Source organism: uncultured Sphingopyxis sp. (assembly GCF_900078365.1).
GTDB lineage: Bacteria > Pseudomonadota > Alphaproteobacteria > Sphingomonadales > Sphingomonadaceae > Sphingopyxis.
Genome location: NZ_LT598653.1, coordinates 3,983,610 through 4,009,359, shown reverse-complemented (window position 1 = coordinate 4,009,359; position 25,750 = coordinate 3,983,610). Strand labels below are relative to the sequence as shown.

The following is a 25,750-nucleotide window of genomic DNA, read 5'->3' as shown; positions in this document are numbered from 1 at the left end:
CGCGGCGATGCCGCATGGCCGCGCCCTCTTTGCGTCTTCGTGCGAGAAACCTGGGGCAGCGCTTCCCTCGCAATCTCACACAAAGACACAAAGCGGGCAGCTTCCTTCTTCGCGCCTTTGCGTGAGATTATTTCAGCCTCAGGCCCGCGCGCCCGCCTCCTCGACCCCCGCGCTGTTGTGGCGCAGGGCCTTCAGCACGGTATCGACGATCTGCGGCGCGTTGAGCCCCGCGGCGTCATATTGCAGTTCGGGTTTGTCCTGATCCTGGAAGACGTCGGGCAGACGCATCGTGCGCAGCTTGAGCCCCGCGTCGATCAGCCCCTCGTCGCTCGCGAGCGTCAGCACATGCGCGCCGAGCCCGCCGATGCTGCCTTCCTCGATCGTCACGCAGACCTCGTGGCTCGCCAGCGTCTTGCGGATCAGCTCCTCGTCGAGCGGTTTCGCGAAGCGGAGGTCGATCACGCTCGTCGAAAGCCCGCGCGCTTCGAGCGTGTCGGCGGCCTTGAGCGCCTCGGCGAGCCGCGTGCCGAGCGACAGGATCGCGACGGTCTTGCCGCTGCGCACGACGCGGCCCTTGCCGATCGGAAGCTTCTCGGGAACCGCGGGCAGCGCCACCCCGGTGCCGCCCCCGCGCGGATAGCGGAAGGCGATCGGGCCGGCGTCATATTCGGCCGCGGTATAGGTCATATGGACGAGCTCGGCCTCGTCGGCCGCCGCCATCACCACCATGTTCGGCAAGGTCGCGAGATAGGTGACGTCGAACGAGCCCGCGTGCGTCGAGCCGTCGGCGCCCACAAGCCCCGCGCGGTCGATCGCGAAGCGCACCGGCAGATTCTGGATCGCGACGTCGTGGACGACCTGATCGTAAGCGCGCTGGAGGAAAGTCGAATAGATCGCCGCGAACGGCCGCATTCCCTGCGCCGCGAGCCCCGCGGCGAAGGTCACCGCATGCTGCTCGGCGATCCCGACGTCAAAGCTGCGCTCGGGATGCGCCTTCGCGAATTTGTCGACCCCGGTGCCCGACGGCATCGCGGCGGTGATCGCGACGATCCGCTTGTCGCGCTCGGCGAGCTTGGCGAGCGTTTCGCCGAAGACATTCTGGTAGGCGGGCGGGCCCGGCGGCGCCTTCGCCTGCTCGCCAGTGATGACGTCGAATTTCTGCACGCCATGATATTTGTCGGCGGCGGCCTCGGCGGGCGCATAGCCCTTGCCCTTCTTGGTCACCGCGTGGATCAGCACCGGGCCATGCTCGCTGTCGCGGACATTTTCGAGCACCGGGATCAGATGCTCGAGATTATGCCCGTCGATCGGCCCGACATAGTAAAAGCCGAGTTCCTCGAACAAGGTCCCGCCCATCGCCATGCCGCGCGCGAATTCGTCGGTCTTTCTCGCCGCCTTGTGCAGCGGCTCGGGCAATTTGCGCGCGAAGCGCCGCGCGATCTCGCGCAGCTCGACGAAGGGGCGCGACGACACGAGCTTCGCCAGATAGGCAGAAAGTCCGCCCACCGGCGGCGCGATCGACATGTCGTTGTCGTTGAGGATCACGATCAGCCGGTTGCCCGCCTGCTGGGCATTGTTCATCGCCTCATAGGCCATGCCCGCCGACATCGATCCGTCGCCGATCACCGCAATCGCGCGCCCGGGTTCGTCCTTGAGCTTGTTGGCGATCGCAAAGCCCAGCGCCGCGCTGATCGAGGTCGACGAATGCGCCGCACCGAACGGATCATATTCGCTTTCGCTGCGCTTGGTGAAGCCCGAAAGCCCGCCGCCGGTCCTGAGCGTGCGGATGCGGTCGCGGCGCCCGGTGATGATCTTGTGCGGATAGCATTGGTGGCCGACGTCCCACACGATCTTGTCGCGCGGCGTGTCGAACACATAATGGAGCGCGGTCGTCAGCTCGACGACGCCGAGCCCCGAGCCGAGATGCCCGCCCGTCGTCCCCACCGCCGAAATCATCTCGGCGCGCAGTTCGTCGGCGAACTGGCGGAGGTCTTCGGGCTTCAGCTTGCGGAGGTCGGCGGGGACATCCACCGTGTCGAGCAGCGGCGTATGCGGACGATCGGTCATCGCGCGGTCATACTGCCAAGCGGATAGGGTGTCGAACGAAAAGGGATCAGTCGCCGCCCTCTTCCTCGCGCCGCTTCGCCGCATCGATCTGCGCGTAAAGCCCGCGCACCATCAGGTCGGTGAATACCAGCATCACCCCGACCATGCCGAGGAACAGCGCGACCGCGATGGCGGGCAGCGGCCCGATCGTCTCGACGCCTTCCTTCTTCATCACCGCGGCCAGCAGCGCCGCCGCCGCCATGAAGCCATAGCCGATCAGGCGCGGAATTCGGGTCATGCGCGCCGACGCCGGGGTAGCCCAGTGGAACCAATGGCGCTTCGGGGGCATATGAAAGCGGCGAAGGAGCGTCGTGACATGAAAGCCACATGCGGCGAAATGCGTCCCTCCGCAAGACGAAGACGTTGCAAAGGCGCGTTGTTTACTTACACCCCCGTAAAGAGGGGTATAGACAAAGAAAATATAGGCGGATGTTTATGCCCGATTTGACCTTGTTGTTCCGCTTGGCCCGTCCGGTTCGCTCGCTCCCTCTTCTTGCCGTCTTCACTGTCGCCGGCCTCGCCGCGCCCGCCGCCGCCGAGGATGCCGCGCTTCCCTATGACCTGCCGGCGATCGGCGACGCCATGCTCGCCACCGGCGACGACGAACAGGCGGTCGCCTATTTCCAGAACACCGAGATAGACGAGACTATCCTGCTGCCTCCCGCGCGGCCGCAGGACGACGATCCCGAACGCAAATGGTCGCGCGACTATTTCGCGGTCGCTGTGGGGGTTTTGAACACGCCGAAATATAACGGCTCGGACGATCGGCGCACCCTGCCGGCCTTTTATTTCCGCGGGCGGGTCAGCGGCTTTTCCTTTTCGACGCGCGGCACCAATTTGGTGGTCGACCTGATCCGCCAGCGGCGGGGGCAAAGGACCGACTTCAAATTCGGCCCGACGATCAGCCTGCGCGGCGACCGCAGCGGCAAGATCGACGATCCGCAGGTCGCGGCGCTCGGCAAGCGCAAGGTCGCGGTCGAGCTCGGGCTGTTCGCCGGGGTCACCCAGACCGGCGTTCTGACCAGCAAATATGACCAACTCGGCTTTCGCATGTCGGCGTCGAAGGATGTCTCGGGCCGCCACGGCAGCTGGACCGCTTCGCCGACGATCGATTATGGCACGCCGCTGTCGAAACGCGCCTATATCGGTGTCTCGGCCTCGGTGAACTTCTACGGCAAGGGTTTCGGCCGCTATTATTACGACATCGACGCCGAAGACAGCGCCGCGAGCGGGCTGCCCGTCTATGACGGCGCGGGGCGCAAGGCGACCGCGGGCAAATATACGCTGGGCATCGCGGGCGCCTATTCGCTGTCGGGCGACCTTCGAAAGGGGTTCACGCTGATCGGCGGCGCGCAATATGGCCGCATCGCCTCGCGCTTCGCCAGATCGCCGATCGTGGCCGACGCCGGCAGCGCCGACCAATGGCTTTTCGGCGCCGGGCTGGCTTATCAATTCTGAGGGGGTTTCGGCCGAAACTAGCCGTCGCCCCCGCGAAGGCGGGGGCCGCTGTCGGTTTACGCGGGCGCCGCTGATTAAGGCCGCTGGCGGCCCCCGCCTTCGCGGGGGCGACGGTTATAGGCAACGGCGGTTCACCACCCCAAAGCCGCCCATGCCGAGCACGCAAAAAAGGGCGGCACGCGGCCGCCCTGGATCCCCGCCTTCGCGGGGATGACGCATTCCTTACCCACGCGCTTTCAGCGCGTGGAGAAATGCGTCACTTGATCTTGGCTTCCTTGAACTCGACATGCTTGCGCGCACGCGGGTCATATTTGCGCACCGACATTTTCTCGGTCATCGTGCGCGGGTTCTTCTTGGTGACATAGAAAAAGCCCGTGTCGGCGGTGCTCACCAGCTTGATCTTGACGGTCGTCGGCTTAGCCATGGCCCTATTCCTCGAAGTAACTGCACATCCGCCGGAGATCCGATGGATGCGGCGGGACTAGGGGCCCCGACGTTGGTGTGAAAAACATGAAAGGGCCGCGCGACGCCGCGCCGCCCTCCAATATCCGGGCGCCTTTGGCGGGATTCGGCCTTTCTGTCAAGCGAAAGCGAAGGGCGGGCGGCAAGATCGGCCGCCCGCCCAGGAGGGGTCTGCTCGCGCCCTCAGGCGTTCTCTATCTCGAAGCGGACGGTCATCACCTTCCAGCTTTCCTCGGGCACTCCGCCGCGCGTCGCGGGCTTGAAACGCCATCTGGCGAGCGCGCGGCGTTTCGTCGCCTCGAAAAAGGCCGGGCTGTCGGCGCTGATCAGCTCGACCGCCTTGACGCGCCCGTCGGTGCCGATGAGCACGCGGACCTTCGCCGCGCCTTCGATCCCGCCGCGCTGCTCGCGCGCCGGATATTCGGGCTGGAAGGCATCGGCGAAGCGCGGATCGATGTCGGCGAGCACGAGCTTCGGCTTGGGCGGCGCGACGGGCGGATCGAGCGGGACCGATGGCCCGCTGCCCGTCCCCGCGGGCGGGACATAGGGCGGAAGCGGCGGCGCCTCGGGCGGGTCCTGCGCCACCGGCGGCAGCGGGCTCGGCGGCGCCGTAACCCGTTGCTGCGGCGGCTGCGTCTGCGGCTTGGGGTCGGGCTGCGGTTCGGGCGGTTTCGGTTTGGGCAGAAGGATGCTTTTCCACGGCGGCGTGGCGGTCACGGGTTCGTCGACGATAATCATCGGCGACAGCGCCACCGCGGTCACCAGTGCTGCGGGGAGCCCTATCGCCAGCAGCGCGGCAACGGGCCGGTGGCGGTTGCCCGCGCCATAGCTGTTGCGGGGTTGAAGCGCCGGGGCGCCCGTAGGAACCGCCGCCCTCTCGGGCGCGGCTACAATCGCCGAAATCAGGGGTATCAGGGTCATGGCATCTCTCCTTGCCTGTCGACCCGGCCCCGGCGGCTGTCGACCGCCGCCATCAGCCCGGTCACGCAACAATGATGTTATAACATAACCTATTTGTCAAGCTGATCGCTTGGGTCTGCTTCCCGCTGCGCCCCTGCGAAGGCAGGGGCCCATCACCCGGGTTTGCGGCCAAGAAACCGCTCTAGAGCGCGTTCGGTTTTGATCGAATCAAAACCGGCACTCTAGATTCTTGTTTTACCGCGTTTTCCGAGTCGTCAGGTGATTCCACCTGACTTGAAAACGCTCTAAAGGTCGGCGGCAGGAGGTGGGCCCCTGCCTTCGCAGGGGCGCTACGGCGGCTTTCGTTATGAGCCCCCGGCCGCCGCCAGCCGCGCGACCGCCTCGCCCTTGTCGATCAGCGGCAGCAGTTCCGCCATGTCGGGGCCATGATCACGCGCCGTGAGCGCGCGGCGCAGCGGCAGGAAGAGCGCGCGGCCCTTGGCCCCCGTCGCCTCCTTCGCCGCGCCGGTCAGCGCGTGCCACGGGTCGCCCGCCCAGTCGATGCCCGGCGCGGCGGCGGCGGCGGCGGCGAGCACGGCGCGGTCGGCGTCCTCGACGGGCGGCGGCGCAAAGGGCCCGTCGAACACCGCCACCCACTCGGCCGCCTCGGCGACCGTCGCCAGGTTCGGGCGAATCGCGTTCCAGCGCGCTTCGCCGATCGCGGCGGGCAGGCGGTCGGCGACCGCGGCGTGGGGCGTGTGATGCAGGATTTTCTGGTTGAGCAGCGCGAGCTCCGCCTCGTCGAAGCGCGCGGGGGCGCGTCCGAAACGCGCGAAATCAATGCTTTCGATCAACGGCACCGCATCGGTCACCGGCTCGACCGGATCGCTGGTGCCGAGCCGCGCGAGCAGCGCGACGAGCGCGATCGGTTCGATCCCTTCCTCGCGCAGGCGCTCCATGCCGAGCGAGCCCAGCCGCTTCGACAATTTGCCCTCGGTCCCGACGAGCAAGGCTTCGTGCGCGAACTGAGGCGGCCGCGCCCCGAGCGCATCGAACATCTGGATCTGCGCCGCGGTGTTCGACACATGATCCTCGCCGCGCACGACGTGGGAAATGCCCATCGCGATGTCGTCGATCACGCTCGGCAGCAGATAGAGCCAGCTGCCGTCGGCGCGCCGTACGACGGGGTCGGACATCGTCTTCGGCTCGAAATGCTGCGGACCGCGGACCATGTCGGTCCATTCGATCGCGGCGTCATGGTCGAGCCGGAAACGCCAGTGCGGCGCCACGCCCTCGGGCACCGGCGCCCCCTCGGGCTTGCGCTCGTAAACCGGGGGCAGCCCGCGCGAGAGCAGCACCTTGCGGCGAATCTCGAGTTCCTCGGGCGTCTCGTAACAGGCATAGACGCGCCCCGCCGCCTTCAATTTCTCGAACTCACCCTCGTAAAGCGCAAAGCGCGCCGACTGCCGCTCCTCGCCGTCGACGTCGAGCCCGAGCCACGCGAGGTCGGCGCGAATGCCCTCGACATATTCCTCCTTCGACCGCTCGAGGTCGGTATCATCGATGCGCAGCAGGAAGCGCCCACCATGCTTGCGCGCCCACAGCCAGTTATGGAGCGCGGTGCGGACATTGCCGACATGAAGGCTGCCGGTCGGCGAAGGAGCGAAGCGGGTAACAACGGTCATAGGCGGCGCCTATAGCCTGTTTCGCACGCGACGCGAGTCCGGCGGATGTCAGGCAGTGCGAAAACCATGCGTGATCGGATAGCGCCGGTCGCGGCCGAAATTGCGCGTCGACAGCTTGACCCCCGGGGGCGCTTGGCGGCGCTTATATTCGGCGAGCATCAGCAGCCGCTCGATCCGCGCCACCGCGTCGCGATCGAAGCCGTAACGCGCGACGACATCGTCGACGCTCGCTTCCTCCTCGACCAGCATGTGGAGCATGCGGTCAAGATCGGCATAGGGCGGCAGGCTGTCTTCGTCCTTCTGGTCGGGGCGCAGTTCGGCGCTCGGCGGCTTGGTGACGATATTGTCGGGCATCACCGGGGTCACCGGGTTGCGCGACAGGCGCGGGACATTTTCGTTGCGCCATTTGGCGATCGCAAAGACCGTCATCTTGTACGCGTCCTTCAGCGGATTATAGCCGCCCGCCATATCGCCATAGATGGTCGCATAGCCGACGCTCATCTCGCTCTTGTTGCCCGTCGTCAGCAGCATCGGCCCGAACTTGTTGCTGAGCGCCATCAAGGTGACGCCGCGGATGCGCGACTGAACATTCTCCTCGGTGATGTCGACGTCGCGGTCGGCGAAGCTGTCCGCGAGCATCTGGTCGAAGGCCTCGACCGCGGGGACGATCGGGATCGTGTCGAGCCGGCAGCCGATCATCTTCGCGCAGTCCGCGGCGTCGGACAGGCTCTCCTCGCTGGTGAAGCGGCTCGGCAGCATCACGCACCAGACCTTGTCCGGCCCGAGCGCGTCGGCGGCGATCGCGGCGCAGATCGCCGAATCGATCCCGCCCGACAGGCCGAGCACGACGCCGGGGAAGCGGTTGCGTGTCACATAGTCGCGCAAGCTGAGGATCATCGCGCTATAGATGTCGGCGGGGTGCGCCTCCCATTCGGCGATCGCGCCGGGCTCGCAGACCCAGCGCCCGTCGTCCGCCTTCGTCCAGCGCGTGACGCGCTCCTCGGCCTCCCAGTCGGTCAACCGGTGCGCGGTCGTCCCATCGTCATTGAGGACGAACGAACAGCCGTCGAACACCAGCTCGTCCTGCCCGCCGATACGGTTGAGGAAGATCAGCGGCAATTTCGTTTCGGCGACGCGGCTTCGGAACACCTGCGTCAGCCGCCGCTCGTCCTTGTCGATTTCATAGGGGCTGCCGTTGACCGAGATCAGCAGTTCGGCGCCCTGCGCGGCAAGATGCCGGCACACCGTCGGCAGCCAGCCGTCCTCGCAGATCGGCAGCCCGAGCTTGACCCCGCGCCATTCGACGATGTCCGGCAGCGGGCCGGGCGCGAAGATGCGCTTCTCGTCGAAAGTGCCGTAATTGGGCAGTTCGTGCTTGCGCCGCGTCGCGACGATTTTCCCGCCGTCGAGCAGCGCGACGATATTATAGAGATCCGCGCCCTCCCGTTCGACCGACCCAACGAGCATCGCCGGACCGCCGTCGGCGGTTTCGGCCGCAAGCTCGGCGAGCAGCGTCGCCGCGCGCTCGGCGAGCGCGGGCTTCAGCACCAGATCCTCGGGCGGATAACCGATCAGCTGGAACTCGGGGTAGAGGATGAGGTCGGCGTCGCGGTGGCGGGCGCGAACCCTACGCATCGCATCGGCGTTGGCCGCGAGGTCACCGACCGCCTGGGTCATCTGTGAAAGGACGATGGAGAGCGTTTCGGTCATGTCAGCGGTTTAGGCGCAAGTCGGGCGATTTCAACCGAAGACCGATGCCCGGGACGGCTTTGGGGTGGGGAACGGGCGTTCGAGCTGCAAACTATTCTCCCCTCCCGCAGGCGGGAGGGGCAGCGAGACTTACGAACTTTGTTCGTTAGTCGCAGCGGGGTGGGCCATCGCAACGCTGCTGGCCCACCCCCGGCCCCTCCCGCCTGCGGGAGGGGAGAAAATGGCCTCTGTCAGCCGCTCTCCGCCCGTCCTTCCTTCGCCCTTCGTGTTCCCTCCCCTTTGCGCAAAACCAAAGGACGCGCCGCGGCGCCTTTACCCCTTCCCCTTCGCGCCCGCGCTGGCTAAGGGGGCGCGCAATCCCACCCCGCGCGAAAGGGCTTCGCAACCCATGAAACTCATCTCCGGCAACAGCAACCTGCCGCTGGCCCGCGCGATCGCGGACTATCTCGAACTGCCGCTCACCGATACGAGCGTGCGCCGCTTCGCCGACGAGGAAGTTTTCGTCGAGATCCACGAGAATGTCCGCGGGCAGGATGTGTTCGTCGTCCAGCCGACGAATTTCCCCGCGAACGACAATCTGATGGAACTGCTGATCATCAACGACGCGCTGCGCCGCGCGTCGGCAAAGCGCATCACCGCGGTCGTTCCCTATTTCGGCTATGCCCGCCAGGACCGCAAGCCCGGCCCGCGCACGCCGATCTCGGCCAAGCTTGTCGCGAACCTGATCACCACCTCGGGCGCCGACCGCGTGCTCGCGATCGACCTCCACGCGGGGCAGATCCAGGGCTTTTTCGACATCCCGACCGACAATCTCTATGCCGCGCCGGTGATGAGCGCCGACATCCAGGCGCGCTTCGGCGGCAAGAATCTGATGGTCGTGTCGCCCGACGTCGGCGGCGTCGTGCGCGCGCGCGCGCTCGCCAAGCGGCTCGACAACGCTCCGCTCGCGATCGTCGACAAGCGCCGCGAGCGCGCCGGCGAATCGGAGGTGATGAACATCATCGGCGATGTTTCGGGCCGCTTCTGCATCCTGATCGACGACATCGTCGATTCGGCGGGCACGCTCTGCAACGCCGCCGCGGCATTGAAGGCCGCGGGCGCCGAGGGCGTCGTCGCCTATTGCACGCATGGCGTGCTGTCGGGCGGCGCGGTCGCGCGCGTCGATGCGAGCGAGCTCACCGAACTCGTCATCACCGATTCGATCATGCCGACCGACGCGGTGAACGACAGCAGCAAGGTCCGCGCGCTCACCGTCGCGCCTTTGCTCGGCGAAGCGATCAAACGCATCGCCGACGAAACCAGCGTCTCGAGCCTGTTCGATTGAGCATAATCCCCTTTGGTTAAAGCCGTGTGCTCCCGCGAAGGCGGGAGCCCATCTCGGATCGGTGCTATTTCGAGCCGACAGGAGATGGACCCCCGCCTTCGCGGGGGCACGCCAATTTTCGCAAGTACCTCATCCAAGTCGACCACGCTTTAAGTCAGGTCAGCGCGCGACGAGCGCGCCGACGATATGGTCGAGCTGGCGCCGGAAGGCGGCATGATCGGGCACCGCATGGACCAGCCCGCGCGTCGTCCAGCATAAGGCCTGCGCCATGCTCCCCGCGCGCGACACCGCCGAGCCGGGGCCGCTGAGGCGGATCGCCTCGGCCATCGCCGCGACCAGCCGCCGTTCCGCCGCACGCGCTGCCTCGGGCGGATCGCGCTGAAGCATCGCGATGATTTCCGCCCCATGCGGCGAAGCATGAAGCGCCCCCATATGCCGGCCCACCCACGCATCGAGCGCGTCGGCCAGCCGCTCGGCGAGCGTCTTCGCGGGCTGCTCGATACCGGCAAGCGCGGCCGTGAGCGACGTATCGACCACGCCCTCGGTCGCCCATTCGACCAGCGCGCCCTTCGATCCGAAGCGCATATAAAGCGCCTGCCGCGACACGCCGAGCGCCGCCGCGACATCCTCCATCGACGCCTTGCGCAGCCCGTAGCGCGCGAAGGTCGCGACGATCGGATCGAGAGGAAAATCGCCCGGCATGACGCTGATTTTACAATTTAGATCATATTTGTAAAATCGATAAAATCGGGCTGTTCGGGATGCAATAGCTTTGCATGGACTGGCGGCGCAGCCCGGGCTGGGCTAGCGCGAAGCCATGTCGATCACCTCTGACCTCGCCCTCGCCAACCGCCTCGCCGACGCCGCCGGCGAAGCGATCCGTCCGCTCTTTCGTTCGAACTGGGTCCACGAGGCCAAGGCCGATGCCTCGCCCGTGACCGAAGCCGACCGCGCCGCCGAAGCCGCGATGCGCCGCCTGCTCGACGCCGAGGCGCCGCGCGACGGCATCATCGGCGAGGAATATGGCGCCGAGCGCCCCGAAGCGTCGCGCCAGTGGGTGCTCGACCCGATCGACGGCACCGTCAGCTTCATGGCCGGCCGCCCGATCTTCGGCACGCTGATCGCGCTGCTCCAGGACGGCTGGCCCGTCCTCGGCATCATCGACCAGCCGGTCGCCGGCGAACGCTGGGTCGGCGCGCTGGGGCAACCGACCCTGTTCAACGGCGCCCCGGCGCGCGCGCGCGCCTGCCGAAACCTCGCCGACGCCGTGCTCGCGACGACCGGGCCGCAATATTTCAGCGATCACGACGGCGAGCATTTCATGGCGCTCGCCGCGAAAACGTCGCACAAGCGGATGGTCTTCGGCGGCGATTGCTATAATTACGGCCTGCTCGCGAGCGGGCATATCGACCTGGTGGTCGAGGCGGGGCTCAAGCTCCACGACTTCGCCGCGCTCGCGCCGATCGTCGAGGGCGCCGGCGGCACGATGTGCGACTGGAACGGCGATCCGCTGAGCGCCGACAGTGCAGGGCATGTCATTGCGCTCGGCGATCCGGCGCGGCTGGAAGATGTGATCGAGGGGCTCGCCTGCCACCACTGAGAAGGAGAGGAACGGACATGGCTTATGAAGGAAGCTGTCACTGCGGCGCGGTGACCTACAGCGTCGAAGGCGACATTCCCGACACGGCGATGAGCTGCAACTGCTCGCACTGCCGACGTAAGGGTTTTTTACTCAGCTTCGTCCCCATCGACCAGTTCCGGCTCGAGAGCGGCGCCGAGCGGCTGACGTCGTACAAGTTCAACAAGCATAATATCGACCATCAATTCTGCGACGCCTGCGGGTGCCAGAGCTTTTCGGTGGGCACTGGCCCCGATGGATCGAAGATGGCGGCGGTGAACCTGCGCTGCGTTCCGGGCGCCGACCTCGACGCGCTGAATATCCAGAAGGTCGACGGCGCGAGTTTTTGATCCCACAACGCTTGCATTTCCGGGCGAATCCACCTAAGCGCGCCGCTTCCGATTGTGTCGGCTGGCTGAAAGGGCTGCCAGGCCGACACCAAACGGACTTCAAAGGAGACCAAAATGCCCAAGATGAAGACCAAGAGCGGTGTGAAGAAACGCTTCAAATTCACCGCTTCGGGCAAGGTGAAGCACGGCGTCGCCGGCAAGCGCCACCGCCTGATTTCGCACAACTCGAAATATATCCGCACCAACCGCGGCACCAGCGTGCTCAGCGATTCGGACGCGGCCCATGTGCGCCTCTGGGCGCCCTACGGCCTGAAGTAAGGAGCGCTAGACGATGTCACGCATCAAACGCGGCACGACCACGCACGCCAAGCACAAGCGGATTCTGGATCAGGCGAAGGGCTATTATGGTCGTCGCAAGAATACGATCCGTATCGCCAAGCAGGCGGTCGAAAAGGCCGGCCAGTACGCCTATCGCGACCGCAAGGTCAAGAAGCGGAGCTTCCGCGCCCTGTGGATCCAGCGCATCAACGCCGCCGTCCGCGCCGAAGGCCTGACCTATTCGCAGTTCATGCACGGCGTGAAGCTCGCCGGCATCGAACTCGACCGCAAGGTCATGGCCGACCTGGCGATGAACGAAGGTGGCGTGTTCACCGCGATCATCGCGCAGGCGAAGGCGGCGCTGCCCAAGGCGGCCTGACGCTTTTCAGTCAAGGCGAACGAAATCAAGGGCGGTCCCGATGGGGCCGCCCTTTTTCGTTGGGGTGTCCGCAATCGGCCGATTGCTGCCCTCTCCTAGTCAAGCCCCTCCCCTTCAGGGGAGGGGAAACGAAGACTTGGCAGCTTGCTGCCTAGTCGCAGTGGGGTGGGGGCTATCGGCCTCGCGCAAGGCCGATAGCCCCCACCCCAACCCCTCCCCTGAAGGGGAGGGGATTATTATTAGAACCCGACGGCCGCTCACCACCCAAAACCGCCCTCCGCCCCCTCAATCCAACCCCGCCATCCGCATCCGCGCCTTCATCGCGGCGACGAAGGACCGCACCGACGGCAAGCCCGCGCGCGACGGGTCGAACAGCAGGTGGACCGGCAGCGGCGGCGGCGCTTCATCGGACAGCAGCGCGATCAACCGCCCGGCGTCGACCGCCTCGGCGAGCTGATAGCTCAACAGATTGGCGATCCCCAGCCCCGCCTCGGCCGCCGCGAGCACGCTATCGACGGTGTTGAGCACGAGCCGCGGCGGAACGTCGAGCCGCCAGCGCCGCGACGCGAATTGCCATTCGGCCGTCCAGCGCGGCCCCATCGTGCCGATCAGTTCGTGGTTCGCCAGGTCACCGACCGTCGCCGGCGGCCCGCGCCGCGCGAGATAGGCGGGGCTCGCGACGAGCATCTGGCGCACCCGGCCGATCCGTACCGCTTTGAGCGCCGAATCGGCGAGCGGTCCGATCCGCACCGCGACGTCGATCCCTTCCTCGACGATGCGGACATTGCGGTCGATCAGCATCATCCGCACCGTCAACTCGCGATGCTGCGCCATCAGCGCGCCGACGACCGGCAGCACATGCAGCCGCCCGAACATCACCGGCGCGGTCAAGTGCAGTTGCCCGCGCGGCTCGGCCCCGGCGCCGCGCAGCTCGCGCTCGGCCCCCGCGAGTTCGGCGAGAATGCGCCGCGCCTGCTCCAGAAAGGCCGCGCCCGCGTCGGTCAGCGCGACCGCACGCGTCGAGCGGAGGAACAGGCGCGTCCCCAGCCGCGCCTCGAGCGCCGCGATCCCGCGCGTCACCGCGGGCGGCGAGCTGCTCAGCTTGCGCGCCGCCGCGGCGAAACCACCCTCGCTCGCGACCGCGACGAACATTTCGAGCGTTGTGAGGCGGTCCATGATTATTCCATTTATCGGAATTAACTTGTTCGATCTTCGCCGATTAACACTCGCTCTGCAACGCCCTAGCTATCGGTCCGAAAGGAGCGGCCGATGGCGCGAAATTACCGGCACATTTTGTTCAACGACACGGTGAAGGCGCTGCAGGAACGCCATGGCTCGCGCGCCGCCTATATCAAGATGGACGCCGGCGCCGACGGCACCCCCGACGCGCTGACCGCGAAGGAACTGGGCTATATCGCGCTCCGCGACAGCTTCTATATGGCGAGCGTCACCGCCGACGGCTGGCCCTATATGCAGCATCGCGGCGGCCCCGCCGGGTTCCTCCGCCATATCGCGGGCAATCGCATCGGCTTCGCCGACTATCGCGGCAACAGACAATATATCAGCACCGCGAACCTGACGGGCAACGACCGCGTCTCGCTCTTCCTGATGGATTATCCGAACCGCGAGCGGCTGAAGCTCGTCGGCCATGCGGCGATCGTCGAACTCGCCGACGATCCCGCCACGGTCACCGCGCTGATGCCCGAAGGCTATCGCGCAACGCCCGAGCGCGCCTTCCTCATCGACGTGATCGGCTGGGAATGGAATTGCTCGCAGCATATCACCCCGCGCTTCACCGAGGCCGAGATTTCCGCCGCGGTCCGCCCGATGGCGGCCGAGCTCAACCAGCTGCGCGCCGAGCTTGCCGCGCTTCGTTCAATACCGCACCAGCCCGCTCCCCCACCCGACCTCCCATGAGCATAAACTGTTTGGGAGGCCGGGCGGGGGAGCGGGCTGGTGCGGGTTCGTCAAAATTTGCCCAAAAAGGAGACTGAACATGATCCGCCTCTATGCGTCCGAACTATCGGGCAATGCCCACAAGGTGCGGATGGCGCTCGCCTTCCTCGGCCTCGATTGGGACGAGCGGGCGACCGACGCGGCCGCGCGCCGGACCGACGCCTTCCGCGCGCTCAACCCGATGGCGCAGATTCCCGTCTATGTCGAAGGCGATTTCATCTTGCGCGACAGCCAGGCGATCCTCGCCTATCTCGCTGCGCGGCACCGGCCCGGCGAGTGGGACGGGCGCACACCCCAGGAGCGCGGCGCGATCATGGTCTGGCTTTCGCACGCGGCGAACGAGATTTTCAACGGCCCCGCGCTGCTGCGCGCCGAGCGCCTGTTCGGCTGGTCGGTCGACCGCGAGCGCGCGGCTGCGGTCGCGATGCGCATCCTGCCGGTCGTCGAGGCGCATCTCGCGGGGCGGGACTGGCTCGTCGGCGGCCGCCTGACCATCGCCGACCTCGCGGCGAGCCCCTATCTGGCGCTGATCGGCGACGCCGGGCTCGACCTTGACGACTGGCCGGCGATCCGCGACTGGACGCGCCGGATCGCCGCGCTGCCGGATTTTCCCGCGATGCCGGGCTGGCCGGCCGAAGGAGGTGAATGATGCCCTACGTCAATATCCGGATCACCCGCGAAGGCGCGACGGCGGAGCAGAAGGCCGAGCTGATCGCCGGCGTCACCGACCTGCTCCAGCGCGTCCTCGCCAAGAATCCCGCGACCACCGTCGTCACCATCGACGAGGTCGAGTTCGAAAATTGGGGGATCGGCGGGCTGCCCGTCCTCGACTATCGCGCCGCGCAGGCCGCGAAGGCGCAAAAGCCATGACCGCGAACAACGCCGCCCCCGCCTTTGCGACGATCATGTTCCTGACCGGGGTCGGCATCCCGATCCTCGCGGCATTGAACGGCGGCCTCGGCGCGCGGCTCGGCAGCCCGATGGCGGCGTCGATGATCCTCTTCGGCCTCGCTTTCCTGATCGCCACCGCCGGCGCGCTGATGACCGCCTCGATCGGCCAGATCCGCTTCACGTCGGACATTCCGGCCCCATTCTACTTCGGCGGGCTGTTCGTCGCCTTCTACGTCATCGCGGTGACCTTCATCGCGCCGAAATTCGGCGTCGGCAACGCGATCTTCTTCGTGCTCGTCGGCCAGTTGATCAGCGCCGCGACGATCGACCATTTCGGTCTGTTCGGCGCGATGCGCTCGGCGATCGACCTCAAGCGCGTCGCAGGCATCGCGCTGATGATCGCCGGCGTCTGGCTCGCGCGCCGCACGGGCTGAGGGCCGGGATGCGCGCCCGGCGTCAGCGCCGCCGATAGGTCCAGCGCCGCGCCTTCGTCCCGTCGATCGCCGAAATCGTCGCGGTCAGCACGTCGCCGTCGCGGACATATTCGATGCGCTGCGGATAATCGTGCGCCACATTCTCGAAGATCGCGCGCGTCCGCTCCCGCCGCACCAGCGCGAACGCCACCGGCGCCCCGCCTTGCGGCATCGCGATATAGGAAATCGCGCCATCGCCGCCGCGCGCGATGCGGATGAACTCATATTCGCGCAGTTCCTCACCGCGCCCCGAGCGGCTCACCCCCAGCATCACCCCGCCGCGCGGAGGCGTCCAGCTCTCCTCGGTCCAGCGCCCGTCGGCCTCGCCGACCCACGCGCCCGCGAGCCAGCCGAGATCGTCGACGCGCGCCGCAGGGCTCGCCGCCACCAGCACCGCCAAAGCCACCGCGATCATCCGCATGAGCCCCTCCCTCTCGCCGTCCTTTACCACCGCACCGACCCTATCGCCAATGGACAGCCCCCATCCCGCCCCCTATAACCCCTCCATCCCCGGGGAGCCTGTGTGCAGAAACAGGTTGAGAGCGGAACAAGCCGCGACCCGTTGAACCTGATCCGGGTAATACCGGCGGAGGGAGGGTCGGTATTCCATATGCGGAATCCCCATTCTCGCTCCGATAACTGGAGCGACTGCACATGGCCGACATCGATTCCCGCCTCGACAAACGCGCCGCCGAACCGATCGGCGTCACCACCGGCCCGATCCGCGGCAGCCGCAAGGTCCACATCGCCTCGCCCACCGGCAGCGGCATCCGCGTCGCGATGCGCGAGATCGACCTCGACCCGCACTCGGGCGAACCCAGCGTCCGTGTCTACGACACCTCGGGTCCCTACACCGACCCCAACGCCCGCATCGACATCGCGCAGGGCCTCCCCGAACTTCGCGCAGCCTGGATCCGCGCGCGCGGCGACGTCGAGGACGTCACCCAGCGCGAGGTCCGCCCCGAGGATAACGGCCAGCTCGGCCCCGACCGCAGCGGCGGCGTCCCCGCCTTCCCCAACGTCCGCAAGACCGTGCTTCGCGCCAAACCCGGCGCGAACGTCAGCCAGATGCACTATGCCCGCCGCGGCATCATCACCCCCGAGATGGAATATGTCGCGACCCGCGAGAATCTCGGCCGCGAACGCCTCGCAGACTATGTCCGCGACGGGCAGGACTGGGGCGCGAGCATCCCCGATTACGTCACCCCCGAATTCGTCCGCGAAGAGGTCGCGCGCGGCCGCGCGATCATCCCCAGCAACATCAACCACCCCGAAAGCGAGCCGATGGCGATCGGCCGCAATTTCCTCGTCAAGATCAACGCCAATATCGGCAACAGCGCGGTCGCGTCCGACGTCGCCAGCGAAGTCGACAAGATGGTCTGGTCGATTCGCTGGGGCGCCGACACCGTCATGGACCTCTCGACGGGGCGCAACATCCACGACACGCGCGAATGGATCATCCGCAACTCGCCCGTCCCGATCGGCACCGTCCCCATCTATCAGGCGCTCGAAAAGGTCGGCGGCATCGCCGAGGAACTGACGTGGGAGATTTTCCGCGACACGCTGATCGAACAGGCCGAGCAGGGCGTCGACTATTTCACCATCCATGCGGGCGTCCGCCTGCCCTACGTCCCGCTCGCCGCAAAGCGCGTCACCGGCATCGTCAGCCGCGGCGGCAGCATCATGGCGAAATGGTGCCTCGCGCATCACAAGGAATCGTTCCTCTACGAACGCTTCGACGAGATTACCGAGATCATGAAGGCCTATGACATCGCCTACAGCCTCGGCGACGGCCTCCGCCCCGGCAGCATCGCCGACGCGAACGACGAGGCGCAGTTCGCCGAGCTCTACACGCTGGGCGAGCTGACCAAGCGTGCGTGGGAGCAGGATGTGCAGGTGATGATCGAGGGCCCGGGCCACGTCCCGATGCACAAGATCAAGGAGAATATGGACAAGCAGCTCGAGGCATGCGGCGAGGCGCCCTTCTATACCTTGGGGCCGCTCACCACCGACATCGCGCCGGGCTACGACCATATCACCAGCGGCATCGGCGCCGCGATGATCGGCTGGTACGGCACCGCGATGCTCTGCTACGTCACGCCCAAGGAGCATCTGGGACTGCCCGACCGCGACGATGTGAAGGTCGGCGTCGTCACCTACAAGCTCGCCGCGCACGCCGCCGACCTTGCCAAGGGTCATCCCGCCGCCAAGGTCCGCGACGACGCGCTATCGAAAGCGCGCTTCGAATTCCGCTGGGACGACCAGTTCAACTTGGCCAAGTCCGCCGCGTGCGCGGCGATTTGGGACAACGCGCTGTCGAAGGCGCGCTTCGAATTCCGCTGGCGCGACCAGTTCAACCTGAGCCTCGACCCCGACACGGCCGAGCAGTACCACGACCAGACGCTCCCGGCCGAGGGCGCCAAATCGGCGCATTTCTGCAGCATGTGCGGCCCCAAATTCTGCTCGATGAAGATCAGCCAGGAAGTCCGCGAGTTCGCGAAGCTGCAAAATCAGGACAGCGCCGGCTTCCTCGCCGCCGAAGAGGCCGAAAAGGGCATGGCGAAAATGAGCGAGGTTTATGAGGAAACCGGGCGCGAGCTGTATATGGGCGCGGGTGGCCGGGAGCATGATTGATCCTACAAGTAGCCAGCAAACAGATTATTGACCTGCCGTCCGCGATTTGGGTTTCAAGGATGCTCAACCCACTGGAACTTCTTGACCTCGTTGAGGAGGGAATACGCCATCGCTCGGGCGCGGTATTTTATTCCGGCAGGGCGGCTTTTTCGCGCCCGTCACCTTTGTATGTGCTTGGACTGAATCCGGGCGGCTCTCCGACCAAACAGGCCGACGAGACAATTCAACGTGACATCAATTCCTATAGCGATCCGTCGAAGGAGTATTGGTCACGATATGCCGATGAAAGCTGGCGGGGGCGTGCACCCGGTACATATGGAATGCAGCCGCGCGTGCTGCATCTTCTCTCAAGTCTGGGCTTTGATCCTCGGACCGTTCCCGCGAGCAATGTGGTATTTGTCCGCACCCCTAGAGAAGCTTCGCTTGAGGGAGAGAAGCTAGCACTACTGGAGGCCTGCTGGCCCGTTCATCACGCTGTAATCCAACACCTTCGTATCAACACATTACTATGTTTCGGCGGCACGTCCGGGCGCTGGGTACGCGAAGCTCTTGGTGCGCACGAACTAGTAGACATTTTCACCGAAGAAAACTCCCGTCGCTGGACCTCTTCCGCACACCTGAATAGCACAGGCCTTTGCGTCATAACAGCAACGCATCCCAGCATTGCAAACTGGCGAAATCCAGCCGCCGACCCAACCTCGCTTGTCAGGCGTATGCTCTTACGAAGGTGGTGAGGCTGGTTATTGCGGTCCTAGTTGCCCTTCCGCTCCGGATCGGAAAACAGCCGTACACGGAGTGCATATTGGTGCGCTCGATGCCTCCCCTGCTCGGTGAGCTCGACCCAATAGTCAGGGGAATTTGGTAAATGCGCAACATCTCCGATTGGATTTAAGGATTGCTCCACCTATCAAAGCAATCGGTATTTCTCCGGTATCAGGAGCGGCCGAACTTTCGAGGAATTGGCGTGTCTACAGGCCAATATCCCTTTTTCTCAATATGCTGGAATTGTCCAGATCGCCAAAGGTTTGTGCCCAGCACCTTTGACTTATCGCCGCCGTCTATGACGTATCCCTCTGCCTCCAAGCGCTGGAGAAGCTCACTTCGCGTCAGCGGTCGTCCGTCTGACAAAATTTGTCGCCTCGCTGCTGCCATCATCTCGGCGACATAGGCAGACCGCGCGCGCCTCGAGCGACTCCCTTTCCACAAATCAAGCTGCGGTAATTCCTGCTCCTTTTCTAGCATAGAAAGCTGTCGGTATGTCTCGATCAATTTTTCGAGTGCCTCGGACTCCAAACGTAACTCTTCACGTCTTTTCAGTAGTTTGGACAAAAGTTCCCGGATCGATTCATCTGCCATTTCCGCCTCCGAGTCATCGTTTTGCGCAAAATAACACACCAAAGCCACTCAGAGAACCAAAAAGGGGTTGCGCTCCGATTTAAGAGTTCCTATGCAAGATTCGCGAAGCCGTATCTGCGAGTCTCGCAGCAGGCGGAGCAACAAGCGAAGGGTGAATCAGATGGGGGCCACCCCAAAGGATGACCCCCCAGCAAGCTGAGTGACGATGCACTCGGGCCTACCTAGCAGTTGCCTGCTCGCATGCATCGCCACTTGGGTCAACCTGAAGTCCGACGATTTCGGGGAAGGACCGGTGGGTAAGATGTTTGCAAGCTGTGGAAAACCGCACGCGATCACGCTTATTTACTCGCGCCCAACCTGACTTCGTTCGGGCTTCATCGATCACAACGATGAATGTTCGAAAGGTAAAATAGATGTCTAAGGTTGCTGCATATCATTCGATCAAGCCCGGCACGCGTGTCCATCACAACGACAACAAGTGCACCGAGGGCAACAATATCGAAAGCTACAACCGCCGCAGCGGCACTGGTGGTCATCCGCTCTGTGACCACTGTAAGCGGCTGTAAAAAACAGGGGGTGCGGCGCCGATGGCGTCGCCCCCACACCATGCTACACTCCCACCCGTGCGCGCCCGGAACCCCCTCTACGTCATGGCCAAGCCGCCGCCGGAGGTGCAAGCGGTGATCGCCGCACTGCCGCGCAACGACCCCGGACGCGGCCCCGACCTGCTCCATGTCACGCTGATCTCGCTCTACGACCTCCATTATGCCCCGCCCGAGTGGCTGCCCGCGACCATCGCCGCGCTGGACGGCTTCGCCGCACCGCCCTTCCCGCTCCGCTTCGACAGACAAGAGAACCACAAGGCGGTGACGCTGCGCACGCGCGAACCGCTGGCCGAGGCGCGGGCGTTCCAGAAGGCGCTGGTCGACCATCTGCTGCGCGAGAAGGCGCCGATCATGGACGGCACCACCCCCGAACCGCATATCACGATCAACTATCGCGGCGACCGGCTGGGTTCGCAGACGTTCGGCGCGCTGAAACTGCCGCCGATCGAATGGACGGTGCGGGACATATTGCTGATGGAAAGCGTTGTCGGAAAGACGACGCATATCGAGCACGGCCGCTGGGCGCTGACGCCGCCCGGCGACTGAGCGCGGCGCGGCCACGACAACAGGCGGCACGAGAGAGGAGAGCAGCCATGGCGACGATCACGATCGGCACACCCGCGGACAAGGCGCGGCTGCTCCACACCCTCGTGCTCGGCTTTGCCGCCGACCCGGTGGCGCGCTGGGCCTCGCCCGACGCCGCCACCTATATGAGCCGCCGCCACGAATTTTTCGGCGCCTTCGGCGGCGCGGCGTTCGAGCATGGGACGGCGTTCGTCGCCGACGACGGCGCCGCACTCGCGACCTGGCTGCCGCCGGGGGTCCAGCCCGACGGCGAGGTCATGGGCGCGATCATGGACGAACAGACCCCCGCGCACCGCAAGGCCGAACTCGACGCGCTCGTCGACCAGATGGACCGTTTTCCACCCGGCCGACCCGGTCTGGTACCTGCCGCTGATCGCCGCCGATCCCGCGCATCAGGGCCGCGGGCTCGGCACCGCGCTGATGGAGGCGGCGATCGCGGTGATCGACGCCGACGGCCGCCCCGCCTATCTCGAAAGCTCGAACCCGCGCAACATCCCGCTCTACCGCCGCTTCGGCTTCGAAAGCATCGGCGAGATCCGCACCCGAACTTCGCCGGTCCTGACCCCGATGTTGCGGCCGGGGCGGGGGTAGGCGCGCGGCCCGATCCTATTTCGCACACCGTCGCCCCAAAACCTCTTTCCTATAATATCCGCATCTGGTTCATCCTTCCCGATGAAGCAGGAAAAATTCCCCCCTCGCCCCGCCGCGCCGCACGACGATGCCGCCCCGGCCCCCTTCACCCCCGTGCCGCTGCGCGCGCGCCACGACGGCTGGACGCCCGAGCGGCAGGTCGGCTTTATCGAGGCGCTCGCCGAAACGGCCTGCGTCGTCCAGGCGGCGGCCGCGGTCGGGCTCTCGGCGACCGCCGCCTATAACCTCCGCCGCCGGCCCGAGGCGCAGGCGTTCCGCCTCGCGTGGGACGCCGCGCTCGACATGGGCGTGCGGCGGCTCGCCGATGCGGCGCTGTCGCGCGCGGTGCACGGCGTCGCGCGCCCCGTCTTCTATCAGGGCGAGCAGATCGGCGAGCGACGCTATTATGACGAGCGGCTGACCCAGTTCATCCTTCGCCGCCGCGATCCGGTGCGCTTCGGCGACTGGCGCGACGGGCGCGAGGCAGTGCAGCATTTCGACGGCCCCGCGCTGATCCTCGCGCGGCTGCTCAGCCTGACCGAGGACGCCGCCTATATGGGCGAGGACGAGGGCACCCCGGCGGCGCCCGACCCCGCGCTGCTCGCCGCCGCGCTCGGCATCGACCCGCGCGTCCTCCGCCCCGAAGACGCGGACGAGGAGGATGATTATTGAGCGACGGGTATCATTTTACCGGAGGGGAATGACAAGTTTGACAACTTCCGCCCTGCCGAACGAAAAAATCTCTCCCTTTTCGTCATTCCCGCGGAGGCGCAGACGGCGCGCAGCGCCTCCGCGGGGATGACGAGGGGTGGTCGGTCGCTCCACCCGTTTCGGCCCGCCGCACCCGCCTCGACTCGTCCCCGCGTCCCCGATAGGCTGACAGCGGTTACCAATACAGGGAGAACAAGGATGCGTGGACAGGTCTGGATGATCGCGGGTGCGATGCTGGCGTTTGCTGGGTGTGGCAAGGCCGAGGCGCCCGCGCCGCCCGAAAGTGCGGCGCCCGAAAAGTCGGTGCTCGCCGAGGGCCCCGCGGCGCGGATCAGCGAGGTCGCCGCCGCCGACCTGCCGCCCGGCGTGCGCGACGCGGTGCTCGCGCGCATCCCCGGCATGAAAATCGCCGAGGCCGAGCGCAAGGAACGCGGCGGCAAGCTCTTCTACGATGTCGAGGGGACGCGCCCCGACGGCAGCGAAGTCGAGCTCGACCTGATCGAGGAAGCGGGCGCCTGGCGCGTCGTCGAGATGCAGCGCGACATCGCCTGGGCGGACGCCCCCGCGCCGGTGCGCGCCGTCGCCGGCGCCGCCGCCGACGCCTTCACCCCCGCGCGCGTCATCGAAAGCACGCAGGAGGACGGCACGATCGTCTACGAACTCTTCGCCCCCGGCAAGACCGACGAACCCGCCGCCGAGGTGAACTGGAAGGATGGCAAGGCGGTGCTGCGCGCCGAGCGCAACGAATATTGATGGCCGGCGCTGCTCCCACCGGGCCCGATGCGGGCGCGACCTTCTACCACGGCACGCGCGCCGACCTTGCCGTCGGCGACCTGCTCGCGCCCGGCTGGACGAGCAATTACTCCGCCGACAAGCCGCTCTCGTGGATCTATTTCTCCGCCGCATTGGAATCGGCGATCTGGGGCTGTGAGCTCGCGGCGGGAGAGGGGCGCGAGCGCATCTATATCGTCGAGCCCACCGGCGACTGGTTCGACGACCCCAACCTCACCGACAAGAAATTTCCCGGCAACCCGACCCGCAGCTACCGCAGCCGCGCCCCGCTGCGCGTCATCGGCGAGGTCGAAAGCTGGACTCCGCACGCGCCCGAAGTGCTCGCGGCGATGAAGGACGGGCTCGCGAAGCTGAAGGCGGAAGGGAAGGACGTAATCATCGACTGAAGCGCCCCGATTATCTCGTCATTCCCGCGAAAGCGGGAACCCAGCGAGCCAAGGTTGCCACTGGGTTCCCGCTTTCGCGGGAATGACGAGAATTTGCAGATAGAAATGGAGAATAGCCCATGCCCTCCCCCATCCGCATCCTTGCCCTCGCCGCGCTGCTCGCGCCGCTGCTCGCTCTGGCGCCCGCCGCCGCAGCCGCGCCCCCGGCCGCACCCGCCCCGCTGCAACAGCTGCGCATCTACGAAATTCCGCGCGCCAACGAAGGCGTGTTCCACGACCGTTTCCGCGATCATGCGCTGCGCATCATGGCGCGCCACGGCTTCGCGGTGCGCTCGATCTGGCGCAGCGAGCATGAAGGCAAGGTCGAATTCGTCTATCTGCTCGACTGGCCCGACGCCGCCACGATGAAGGCCGCATGGGCCGCCTTCATGGCCGACGAGGAATGGGCGGCGATCAAGAAGGAAACGGGCGCGCGCCACGGCAGCTTCGTCGACGCGATTTCGGACCGCACGCTCGAACCCGTGCCCTATTCGCCCGACCGCGCGGGCGGGGATGGGTAGGGCGACAGGGAACCCGGCAAGGCGTTCGGGGGTCTTTCTTTGCGAGAGGGGCCATCCGCATGCCCCGCCCGCTTGGCCCGGCACGCGATCCGAACGGAGTGAAGCCGATGAACAAGCTGATGATCCTGCCCTTCGCCGCCGCGACCGCGACGCTCGGCGCCTGCGCTTCGACCGGCGGCTATGGCTATGACGACGGCGGCTACGGCTATTACGACCGCAGCTATTACGACCAGTACGGCCGCTACGACTATGACCGGCCCGACCCGCGCCACGGCGGCTATTATGCCGATAATTATTACCGGAGCGATCGCCGTTACCGCGAACGCCGCCTGTCGAACGACGACCGCATCTATCGCGGGCGCGACGGCAAATATTATTGCCGCCGCAACGACGGCTCGACCGGGCTGATCGTCGGCGGCGTGATCGGCGGCATCGCGGGCAACGTCATCGCGCCGGGCGATTCGAAGACGCTCGGCACCGTGCTCGGCGCGGTCGGCGGCGCGGTCGCCGGGCGCGCGATCGAACGCAGCGGCAACGACGAGGTGCGCTGCCGCTGAGCATCGCGCGACGGCGGCGGCTTGCGAAGGTTCACCGGTGTCATTAGCCTGCGCCCGATATTGTCGGGAGAGGCAGAATGATCACCATCGCCAAGCTCGCTGTCGTCGCGCTGCCGCTGATGCTCGGGGCCGCACAGGCGGCACCCGATCCGCGGCGCCCGGCGCCGACGTTCGACCGCGTGCCGCCCGAACTGCCCGCGCTCACCCGTCCCGCGGTGCTGATCGTCAGCAAGACCAACGGCTATCGCCACGACAGCATCGCGGAAGCCGTGCCGGCGATCGAGGCGCTGGTGAAGGCGCGCGGATGGAGCAGCTTCGCGACCGAAAATGCCGCCGTCTTCAACCGCCGCGACCTCGCCGGATTCGATGTCATCGTCTTCGCCAATGCTAGCGGCGACATTTACACCCCCGACCAGCGCGATGCCTTCCAGGCGTGGATCGCTGGCGGCGGCGGCTTCGTCGGCCTCCACAGCGCGGGCGACGGCAGCCACCCCGACTGGTTCGTGAAGCTGCGCGGCAATGGCCGTTTCACCGGCCACCCGGGCGGCGCCCACCAGTTCCAGGCGGCCGACCTCACGATCGCCGACCGCAGTCACCCTGCGACGCGCCACCTTCCCGCCCGCTGGCGCTGGACCGACGAATATTACAGCTGGGACGTCGCGCCCGCCGCCGACGCGCACATCCTCGCATCGCTCGACGAACGCACGCTGCACCTCGACCCCAAATACCGCATGGGCGCGGACCACGCGCTGATCTGGTGGCGCTGCGAGGGCCGCGCGCGCATCTTCTACTCGGCGCTCGGTCACAAGGCCGAAGCGTGGCGCGACCCCGCGCACCTCAGGATGCTGGACGGCGCGATCGGCTGGGCCGCGCGCGCCGAAGGAACGGGCTGCGACTAGGCCTTTTTGACCCGCGCCGGCTTTTCGAGGTTCGCCTCGACCGCGGCGCGGACCAGCGCCTCGAACGCCGCTTCGTCGATGCTGTCGCCCTCGAACAGGTCGATCGCGCGCCGCGTGTTGCCGTCGAGGCTCGAATTGAACAGCTTCTTCGGATCGGCGAGCGCCGCGCCCTTGGCGAAGGTCAGCTTGACCTTGTCCTTGTATATCTCGCCCGTGCAGAGGATGCCGGCATGGTCCCACACCGGAACTCCCGCCGGGTTCGACGGCTTCTGCCACTTCACGGTCTCTTCGACTTGCGCGTCGGCGGCATGGATCAACGCGCGCAGCTTCGCCAGCATGTCGCCGCGCCAGTCGCCGAGCGCCGCGATCTTCGCATCGATCAGGTCCGCCGCCATAACCTCTTCC

Annotated in this window: 31 protein-coding genes and 1 riboswitch; of the genes, 20 read left to right on the top strand and 11 right to left on the bottom strand. The window is 66.2% G+C overall.

Annotation, left to right across the window (positions count from 1 at the left end; genetic code table 11):
* Positions 1–138 precede the first annotated feature (138 nt).
* Positions 139–2,067, bottom strand: a complete 1,929-nt coding sequence (gene dxs / locus QZL87_RS18675; protein ID WP_295322055.1) for a 1-deoxy-D-xylulose-5-phosphate synthase — start codon at positions 2,065–2,067, stop codon at positions 139–141.
* A gap of 46 nt (positions 2,068–2,113) precedes the next feature.
* Positions 2,114–2,344, bottom strand: a complete 231-nt coding sequence (locus tag QZL87_RS18670) for a hypothetical protein (protein WP_295322054.1) — start codon at positions 2,342–2,344, stop codon at positions 2,114–2,116.
* A 224-nt stretch (positions 2,345–2,568) separates the two neighbouring features.
* Here QZL87_RS18670 and QZL87_RS18665 point away from each other — a divergent pair, with 224 nt between their 5' ends.
* A complete protein-coding gene (locus QZL87_RS18665) occupies positions 2,569–3,564 on the top strand; it encodes a MipA/OmpV family protein (protein ID WP_295322053.1) in 996 nt (331 codons plus the stop codon).
* 256 nt (positions 3,565–3,820) lie between these two features.
* On the opposite strand, the gene rpmG is transcribed toward QZL87_RS18665, so the two are convergent.
* The 4 genes from rpmG to QZL87_RS18645 form a co-directional block, all read right to left on the bottom strand.
* Positions 3,821–3,988, bottom strand: coding sequence for a 50S ribosomal protein L33 (gene rpmG, locus QZL87_RS18660; protein WP_003042331.1), 168 nt, complete (start codon positions 3,986–3,988; stop codon positions 3,821–3,823).
* A 221-nt stretch (positions 3,989–4,209) separates the two neighbouring features.
* Complete coding sequence (locus tag QZL87_RS18655; protein WP_295322052.1) at positions 4,210–4,947, bottom strand: energy transducer TonB; 738 nt, start codon at positions 4,945–4,947, stop codon at positions 4,210–4,212.
* Between the two features lie 344 nt (positions 4,948–5,291).
* Positions 5,292–6,611 (bottom strand): glutamate--tRNA ligase, encoded by a 1,320-nt coding sequence (gene gltX / locus QZL87_RS18650; RefSeq protein ID WP_295322051.1) that lies wholly within the window; start codon positions 6,609–6,611, stop codon positions 5,292–5,294.
* Between the two features lie 48 nt (positions 6,612–6,659).
* Complete coding sequence (locus QZL87_RS18645) at positions 6,660–8,321, bottom strand: NAD+ synthase (RefSeq protein WP_295322050.1); 1,662 nt, start codon at positions 8,319–8,321, stop codon at positions 6,660–6,662.
* Between the two features lie 388 nt (positions 8,322–8,709).
* Between QZL87_RS18645 and QZL87_RS18640 the strand changes: the two genes are divergently transcribed.
* Positions 8,710–9,645, top strand: a complete 936-nt coding sequence (locus tag QZL87_RS18640) for a ribose-phosphate pyrophosphokinase (RefSeq protein WP_295322049.1) — start codon at positions 8,710–8,712, stop codon at positions 9,643–9,645.
* Between the two features lie 159 nt (positions 9,646–9,804).
* Here QZL87_RS18640 and QZL87_RS18635 read toward each other — a convergent pair whose 3' ends face one another.
* Positions 9,805–10,347, bottom strand: coding sequence for a TetR/AcrR family transcriptional regulator (locus QZL87_RS18635; protein WP_295322048.1), 543 nt, complete (start codon positions 10,345–10,347; stop codon positions 9,805–9,807).
* 115 nt (positions 10,348–10,462) lie between these two features.
* Here QZL87_RS18635 and hisN point away from each other — a divergent pair, with 115 nt between their 5' ends.
* From hisN to rplT, 4 genes are all read left to right on the top strand, one after another.
* Positions 10,463–11,245 (top strand): histidinol-phosphatase, encoded by a 783-nt coding sequence (hisN, locus tag QZL87_RS18630; RefSeq protein WP_295322047.1) that lies wholly within the window; start codon positions 10,463–10,465, stop codon positions 11,243–11,245.
* A 17-nt stretch (positions 11,246–11,262) separates the two neighbouring features.
* The gene (locus QZL87_RS18625) at positions 11,263–11,613 is read left to right on the top strand and encodes a GFA family protein (protein ID WP_295322046.1); all 351 of its coding nucleotides are present in this window, start codon (positions 11,263–11,265) and stop codon (positions 11,611–11,613) included.
* 114 nt (positions 11,614–11,727) lie between these two features.
* Positions 11,728–11,931 (top strand): 50S ribosomal protein L35, encoded by a 204-nt coding sequence (gene rpmI / locus QZL87_RS18620; protein WP_037555449.1) that lies wholly within the window; start codon positions 11,728–11,730, stop codon positions 11,929–11,931.
* Between the two features lie 13 nt (positions 11,932–11,944).
* Entirely contained in the window at positions 11,945–12,310 is a 366-nt protein-coding gene (gene rplT / locus QZL87_RS18615) for a 50S ribosomal protein L20 (protein WP_295322045.1), read from the top strand.
* A 285-nt stretch (positions 12,311–12,595) separates the two neighbouring features.
* On the opposite strand, the gene QZL87_RS18610 is transcribed toward rplT, so the two are convergent.
* Entirely contained in the window at positions 12,596–13,486 is an 891-nt protein-coding gene (locus QZL87_RS18610) for a LysR substrate-binding domain-containing protein (protein WP_295322043.1), read from the bottom strand.
* Positions 13,487–13,579: 93 nt separating this feature from the next.
* Between QZL87_RS18610 and QZL87_RS18605 the strand changes: the two genes are divergently transcribed.
* From QZL87_RS18605 to QZL87_RS18590, 4 genes are all read left to right on the top strand, one after another.
* Positions 13,580–14,227 (top strand): pyridoxamine 5'-phosphate oxidase family protein, encoded by a 648-nt coding sequence (locus QZL87_RS18605; protein WP_295322040.1) that lies wholly within the window; start codon positions 13,580–13,582, stop codon positions 14,225–14,227.
* A gap of 79 nt (positions 14,228–14,306) precedes the next feature.
* Positions 14,307–14,915 (top strand): glutathione S-transferase N-terminal domain-containing protein, encoded by a 609-nt coding sequence (locus QZL87_RS18600; RefSeq protein WP_295322038.1) that lies wholly within the window; start codon positions 14,307–14,309, stop codon positions 14,913–14,915.
* Positions 14,912–15,136, top strand: a complete 225-nt coding sequence (locus tag QZL87_RS18595; protein WP_362988041.1) for a 4-oxalocrotonate tautomerase family protein — start codon at positions 14,912–14,914, stop codon at positions 15,134–15,136. Before QZL87_RS18600 ends, QZL87_RS18595 begins: the two co-directional genes overlap by 4 nt.
* Positions 15,133–15,591 carry a DMT family transporter gene (locus tag QZL87_RS18590; protein WP_295322035.1) on the top strand — a complete coding sequence of 153 codons (459 nt, stop codon included), beginning with the start codon at positions 15,133–15,135 and terminating at the stop codon, positions 15,589–15,591. Before QZL87_RS18595 ends, QZL87_RS18590 begins: the two co-directional genes overlap by 4 nt.
* 22 nt (positions 15,592–15,613) lie before the next feature.
* On the opposite strand, the gene QZL87_RS18585 is transcribed toward QZL87_RS18590, so the two are convergent.
* Entirely contained in the window at positions 15,614–16,051 is a 438-nt protein-coding gene (locus QZL87_RS18585; RefSeq protein WP_295322032.1) for a DUF6265 family protein, read from the bottom strand.
* Positions 16,052–16,131: 80 nt separating this feature from the next.
* Positions 16,132–16,242: riboswitch (TPP riboswitch) on the top strand.
* 42 nt (positions 16,243–16,284) lie between these two features.
* On the opposite strand from QZL87_RS18585, the gene thiC reads away from it, so the two are divergent.
* On the top strand, positions 16,285–18,264 hold the full coding sequence (thiC, locus tag QZL87_RS18580; RefSeq protein ID WP_295322029.1) for a phosphomethylpyrimidine synthase ThiC: 1,980 nt from the start codon (positions 16,285–16,287) through the stop codon (positions 18,262–18,264).
* Complete coding sequence (locus QZL87_RS18575; protein ID WP_295322027.1) at positions 18,261–18,998, top strand: hypothetical protein; 738 nt, start codon at positions 18,261–18,263, stop codon at positions 18,996–18,998. The genes thiC and QZL87_RS18575 overlap by 4 nt, the downstream gene beginning before the upstream one ends.
* Before the next feature lie 199 nt (positions 18,999–19,197).
* Here the strand turns inward: QZL87_RS18575 and QZL87_RS18570 are convergent, their stop codons facing one another.
* Positions 19,198–19,620, bottom strand: coding sequence for a hypothetical protein (locus tag QZL87_RS18570; RefSeq protein WP_295322024.1), 423 nt, complete (start codon positions 19,618–19,620; stop codon positions 19,198–19,200).
* A gap of 650 nt (positions 19,621–20,270) precedes the next feature.
* Between QZL87_RS18570 and QZL87_RS18565 the strand changes: the two genes are divergently transcribed.
* The 8 genes from QZL87_RS18565 to QZL87_RS18530 all read left to right on the top strand — a co-directional run bounded on the left by QZL87_RS18565 (position 20,271) and on the right by QZL87_RS18530 (position 25,345).
* Positions 20,271–20,771 carry a 2'-5' RNA ligase family protein gene (locus QZL87_RS18565; protein ID WP_295322021.1) on the top strand — a complete coding sequence of 167 codons (501 nt, stop codon included), beginning with the start codon at positions 20,271–20,273 and terminating at the stop codon, positions 20,769–20,771.
* A 216-nt stretch (positions 20,772–20,987) separates the two neighbouring features.
* The gene (locus tag QZL87_RS18560) at positions 20,988–21,401 is read left to right on the top strand and encodes an N-acetyltransferase (protein WP_295322018.1); all 414 of its coding nucleotides are present in this window, start codon (positions 20,988–20,990) and stop codon (positions 21,399–21,401) included.
* Between the two features lie 81 nt (positions 21,402–21,482).
* The gene (locus QZL87_RS18555; protein WP_295322015.1) at positions 21,483–22,112 is read left to right on the top strand and encodes a hypothetical protein; all 630 of its coding nucleotides are present in this window, start codon (positions 21,483–21,485) and stop codon (positions 22,110–22,112) included.
* A 237-nt stretch (positions 22,113–22,349) separates the two neighbouring features.
* Positions 22,350–22,904, top strand: a complete 555-nt coding sequence (locus QZL87_RS18550) for a hypothetical protein (protein ID WP_295322012.1) — start codon at positions 22,350–22,352, stop codon at positions 22,902–22,904.
* On the top strand, positions 22,904–23,329 hold the full coding sequence (gene arr / locus QZL87_RS18545; protein ID WP_295322010.1) for an NAD(+)--rifampin ADP-ribosyltransferase: 426 nt from the start codon (positions 22,904–22,906) through the stop codon (positions 23,327–23,329). The genes QZL87_RS18550 and arr overlap by 1 nt, the downstream gene beginning before the upstream one ends.
* A 119-nt stretch (positions 23,330–23,448) precedes the next feature.
* Positions 23,449–23,889, top strand: a complete 441-nt coding sequence (locus QZL87_RS18540) for an NIPSNAP family protein (protein ID WP_295322008.1) — start codon at positions 23,449–23,451, stop codon at positions 23,887–23,889.
* A gap of 59 nt (positions 23,890–23,948) precedes the next feature.
* On the top strand, positions 23,949–24,446 hold the full coding sequence (locus QZL87_RS18535; RefSeq protein ID WP_362988034.1) for a glycine zipper 2TM domain-containing protein: 498 nt from the start codon (positions 23,949–23,951) through the stop codon (positions 24,444–24,446).
* A 77-nt stretch (positions 24,447–24,523) separates the two neighbouring features.
* Positions 24,524–25,345 carry a ThuA domain-containing protein gene (locus QZL87_RS18530; protein WP_295322005.1) on the top strand — a complete coding sequence of 274 codons (822 nt, stop codon included), beginning with the start codon at positions 24,524–24,526 and terminating at the stop codon, positions 25,343–25,345.
* Here QZL87_RS18530 and QZL87_RS18525 read toward each other — a convergent pair.
* Positions 25,342–25,740: a DUF1801 domain-containing protein gene (locus tag QZL87_RS18525; RefSeq protein ID WP_295322001.1), complete on the bottom strand. Its 399-nt coding sequence runs from the start codon at positions 25,738–25,740 to the stop codon at positions 25,342–25,344. The two genes, QZL87_RS18530 and QZL87_RS18525, sit on opposite strands and share 4 nt — an antisense overlap.
* Positions 25,741–25,750: the final 10 nt, after the last annotated feature.

Excerpts from the sequence above, each read along its gene's own strand:
- dxs (WP_295322055.1), bottom strand. The coding sequence starts at position 2,067 with ATGACCGATCGTCCGCATACGCCGCTGCTCGACACGGTGGATGTCCCC.
- QZL87_RS18670 (WP_295322054.1), bottom strand. The coding sequence starts at position 2,344 with ATGACCCGAATTCCGCGCCTGATCGGCTATGGCTTCATGGCGGCGGCG.
- rpmG (WP_003042331.1), bottom strand. The coding sequence starts at position 3,988 with ATGGCTAAGCCGACGACCGTCAAGATCAAGCTGGTGAGCACCGCCGAC.
- QZL87_RS18655 (WP_295322052.1), bottom strand. The coding sequence starts at position 4,947 with ATGACCCTGATACCCCTGATTTCGGCGATTGTAGCCGCGCCCGAGAGG.
- gltX (WP_295322051.1), bottom strand. The coding sequence starts at position 6,611 with ATGACCGTTGTTACCCGCTTCGCTCCTTCGCCGACCGGCAGCCTTCAT.
- QZL87_RS18645 (WP_295322050.1), bottom strand. The coding sequence starts at position 8,321 with ATGACCGAAACGCTCTCCATCGTCCTTTCACAGATGACCCAGGCGGTC.
- QZL87_RS18640 (WP_295322049.1), top strand. The coding sequence starts at position 8,710 with ATGAAACTCATCTCCGGCAACAGCAACCTGCCGCTGGCCCGCGCGATC.
- QZL87_RS18635 (WP_295322048.1), bottom strand. The coding sequence starts at position 10,347 with ATGCCGGGCGATTTTCCTCTCGATCCGATCGTCGCGACCTTCGCGCGC.
- hisN (WP_295322047.1), top strand. The coding sequence starts at position 10,463 with ATGTCGATCACCTCTGACCTCGCCCTCGCCAACCGCCTCGCCGACGCC.
- QZL87_RS18625 (WP_295322046.1), top strand. The coding sequence starts at position 11,263 with ATGGCTTATGAAGGAAGCTGTCACTGCGGCGCGGTGACCTACAGCGTC.
- rpmI (WP_037555449.1), top strand. The coding sequence starts at position 11,728 with ATGCCCAAGATGAAGACCAAGAGCGGTGTGAAGAAACGCTTCAAATTC.
- rplT (WP_295322045.1), top strand. The coding sequence starts at position 11,945 with ATGTCACGCATCAAACGCGGCACGACCACGCACGCCAAGCACAAGCGG.
- QZL87_RS18610 (WP_295322043.1), bottom strand. The coding sequence starts at position 13,486 with ATGGACCGCCTCACAACGCTCGAAATGTTCGTCGCGGTCGCGAGCGAG.
- QZL87_RS18605 (WP_295322040.1), top strand. The coding sequence starts at position 13,580 with ATGGCGCGAAATTACCGGCACATTTTGTTCAACGACACGGTGAAGGCG.
- QZL87_RS18600 (WP_295322038.1), top strand. The coding sequence starts at position 14,307 with ATGATCCGCCTCTATGCGTCCGAACTATCGGGCAATGCCCACAAGGTG.
- QZL87_RS18595 (WP_362988041.1), top strand. The coding sequence starts at position 14,912 with ATGATGCCCTACGTCAATATCCGGATCACCCGCGAAGGCGCGACGGCG.
- QZL87_RS18590 (WP_295322035.1), top strand. The coding sequence starts at position 15,133 with ATGACCGCGAACAACGCCGCCCCCGCCTTTGCGACGATCATGTTCCTG.
- QZL87_RS18585 (WP_295322032.1), bottom strand. The coding sequence starts at position 16,051 with ATGCGGATGATCGCGGTGGCTTTGGCGGTGCTGGTGGCGGCGAGCCCT.
- thiC (WP_295322029.1), top strand. The coding sequence starts at position 16,285 with ATGGCCGACATCGATTCCCGCCTCGACAAACGCGCCGCCGAACCGATC.
- QZL87_RS18570 (WP_295322024.1), bottom strand. The coding sequence starts at position 19,620 with ATGGCAGATGAATCGATCCGGGAACTTTTGTCCAAACTACTGAAAAGA.
- QZL87_RS18565 (WP_295322021.1), top strand. The coding sequence starts at position 20,271 with ATGGCCAAGCCGCCGCCGGAGGTGCAAGCGGTGATCGCCGCACTGCCG.
- QZL87_RS18560 (WP_295322018.1), top strand. The coding sequence starts at position 20,988 with ATGGGACGGCGTTCGTCGCCGACGACGGCGCCGCACTCGCGACCTGGC.
- QZL87_RS18555 (WP_295322015.1), top strand. The coding sequence starts at position 21,483 with ATGAAGCAGGAAAAATTCCCCCCTCGCCCCGCCGCGCCGCACGACGAT.
- QZL87_RS18550 (WP_295322012.1), top strand. The coding sequence starts at position 22,350 with ATGCGTGGACAGGTCTGGATGATCGCGGGTGCGATGCTGGCGTTTGCT.
- arr (WP_295322010.1), top strand. The coding sequence starts at position 22,904 with ATGGCCGGCGCTGCTCCCACCGGGCCCGATGCGGGCGCGACCTTCTAC.
- QZL87_RS18540 (WP_295322008.1), top strand. The coding sequence starts at position 23,449 with ATGCCCTCCCCCATCCGCATCCTTGCCCTCGCCGCGCTGCTCGCGCCG.
- QZL87_RS18535 (WP_362988034.1), top strand. The coding sequence starts at position 23,949 with ATGCCCCGCCCGCTTGGCCCGGCACGCGATCCGAACGGAGTGAAGCCG.
- QZL87_RS18530 (WP_295322005.1), top strand. The coding sequence starts at position 24,524 with ATGATCACCATCGCCAAGCTCGCTGTCGTCGCGCTGCCGCTGATGCTC.
- QZL87_RS18525 (WP_295322001.1), bottom strand. The coding sequence starts at position 25,740 with ATGGCGGCGGACCTGATCGATGCGAAGATCGCGGCGCTCGGCGACTGG.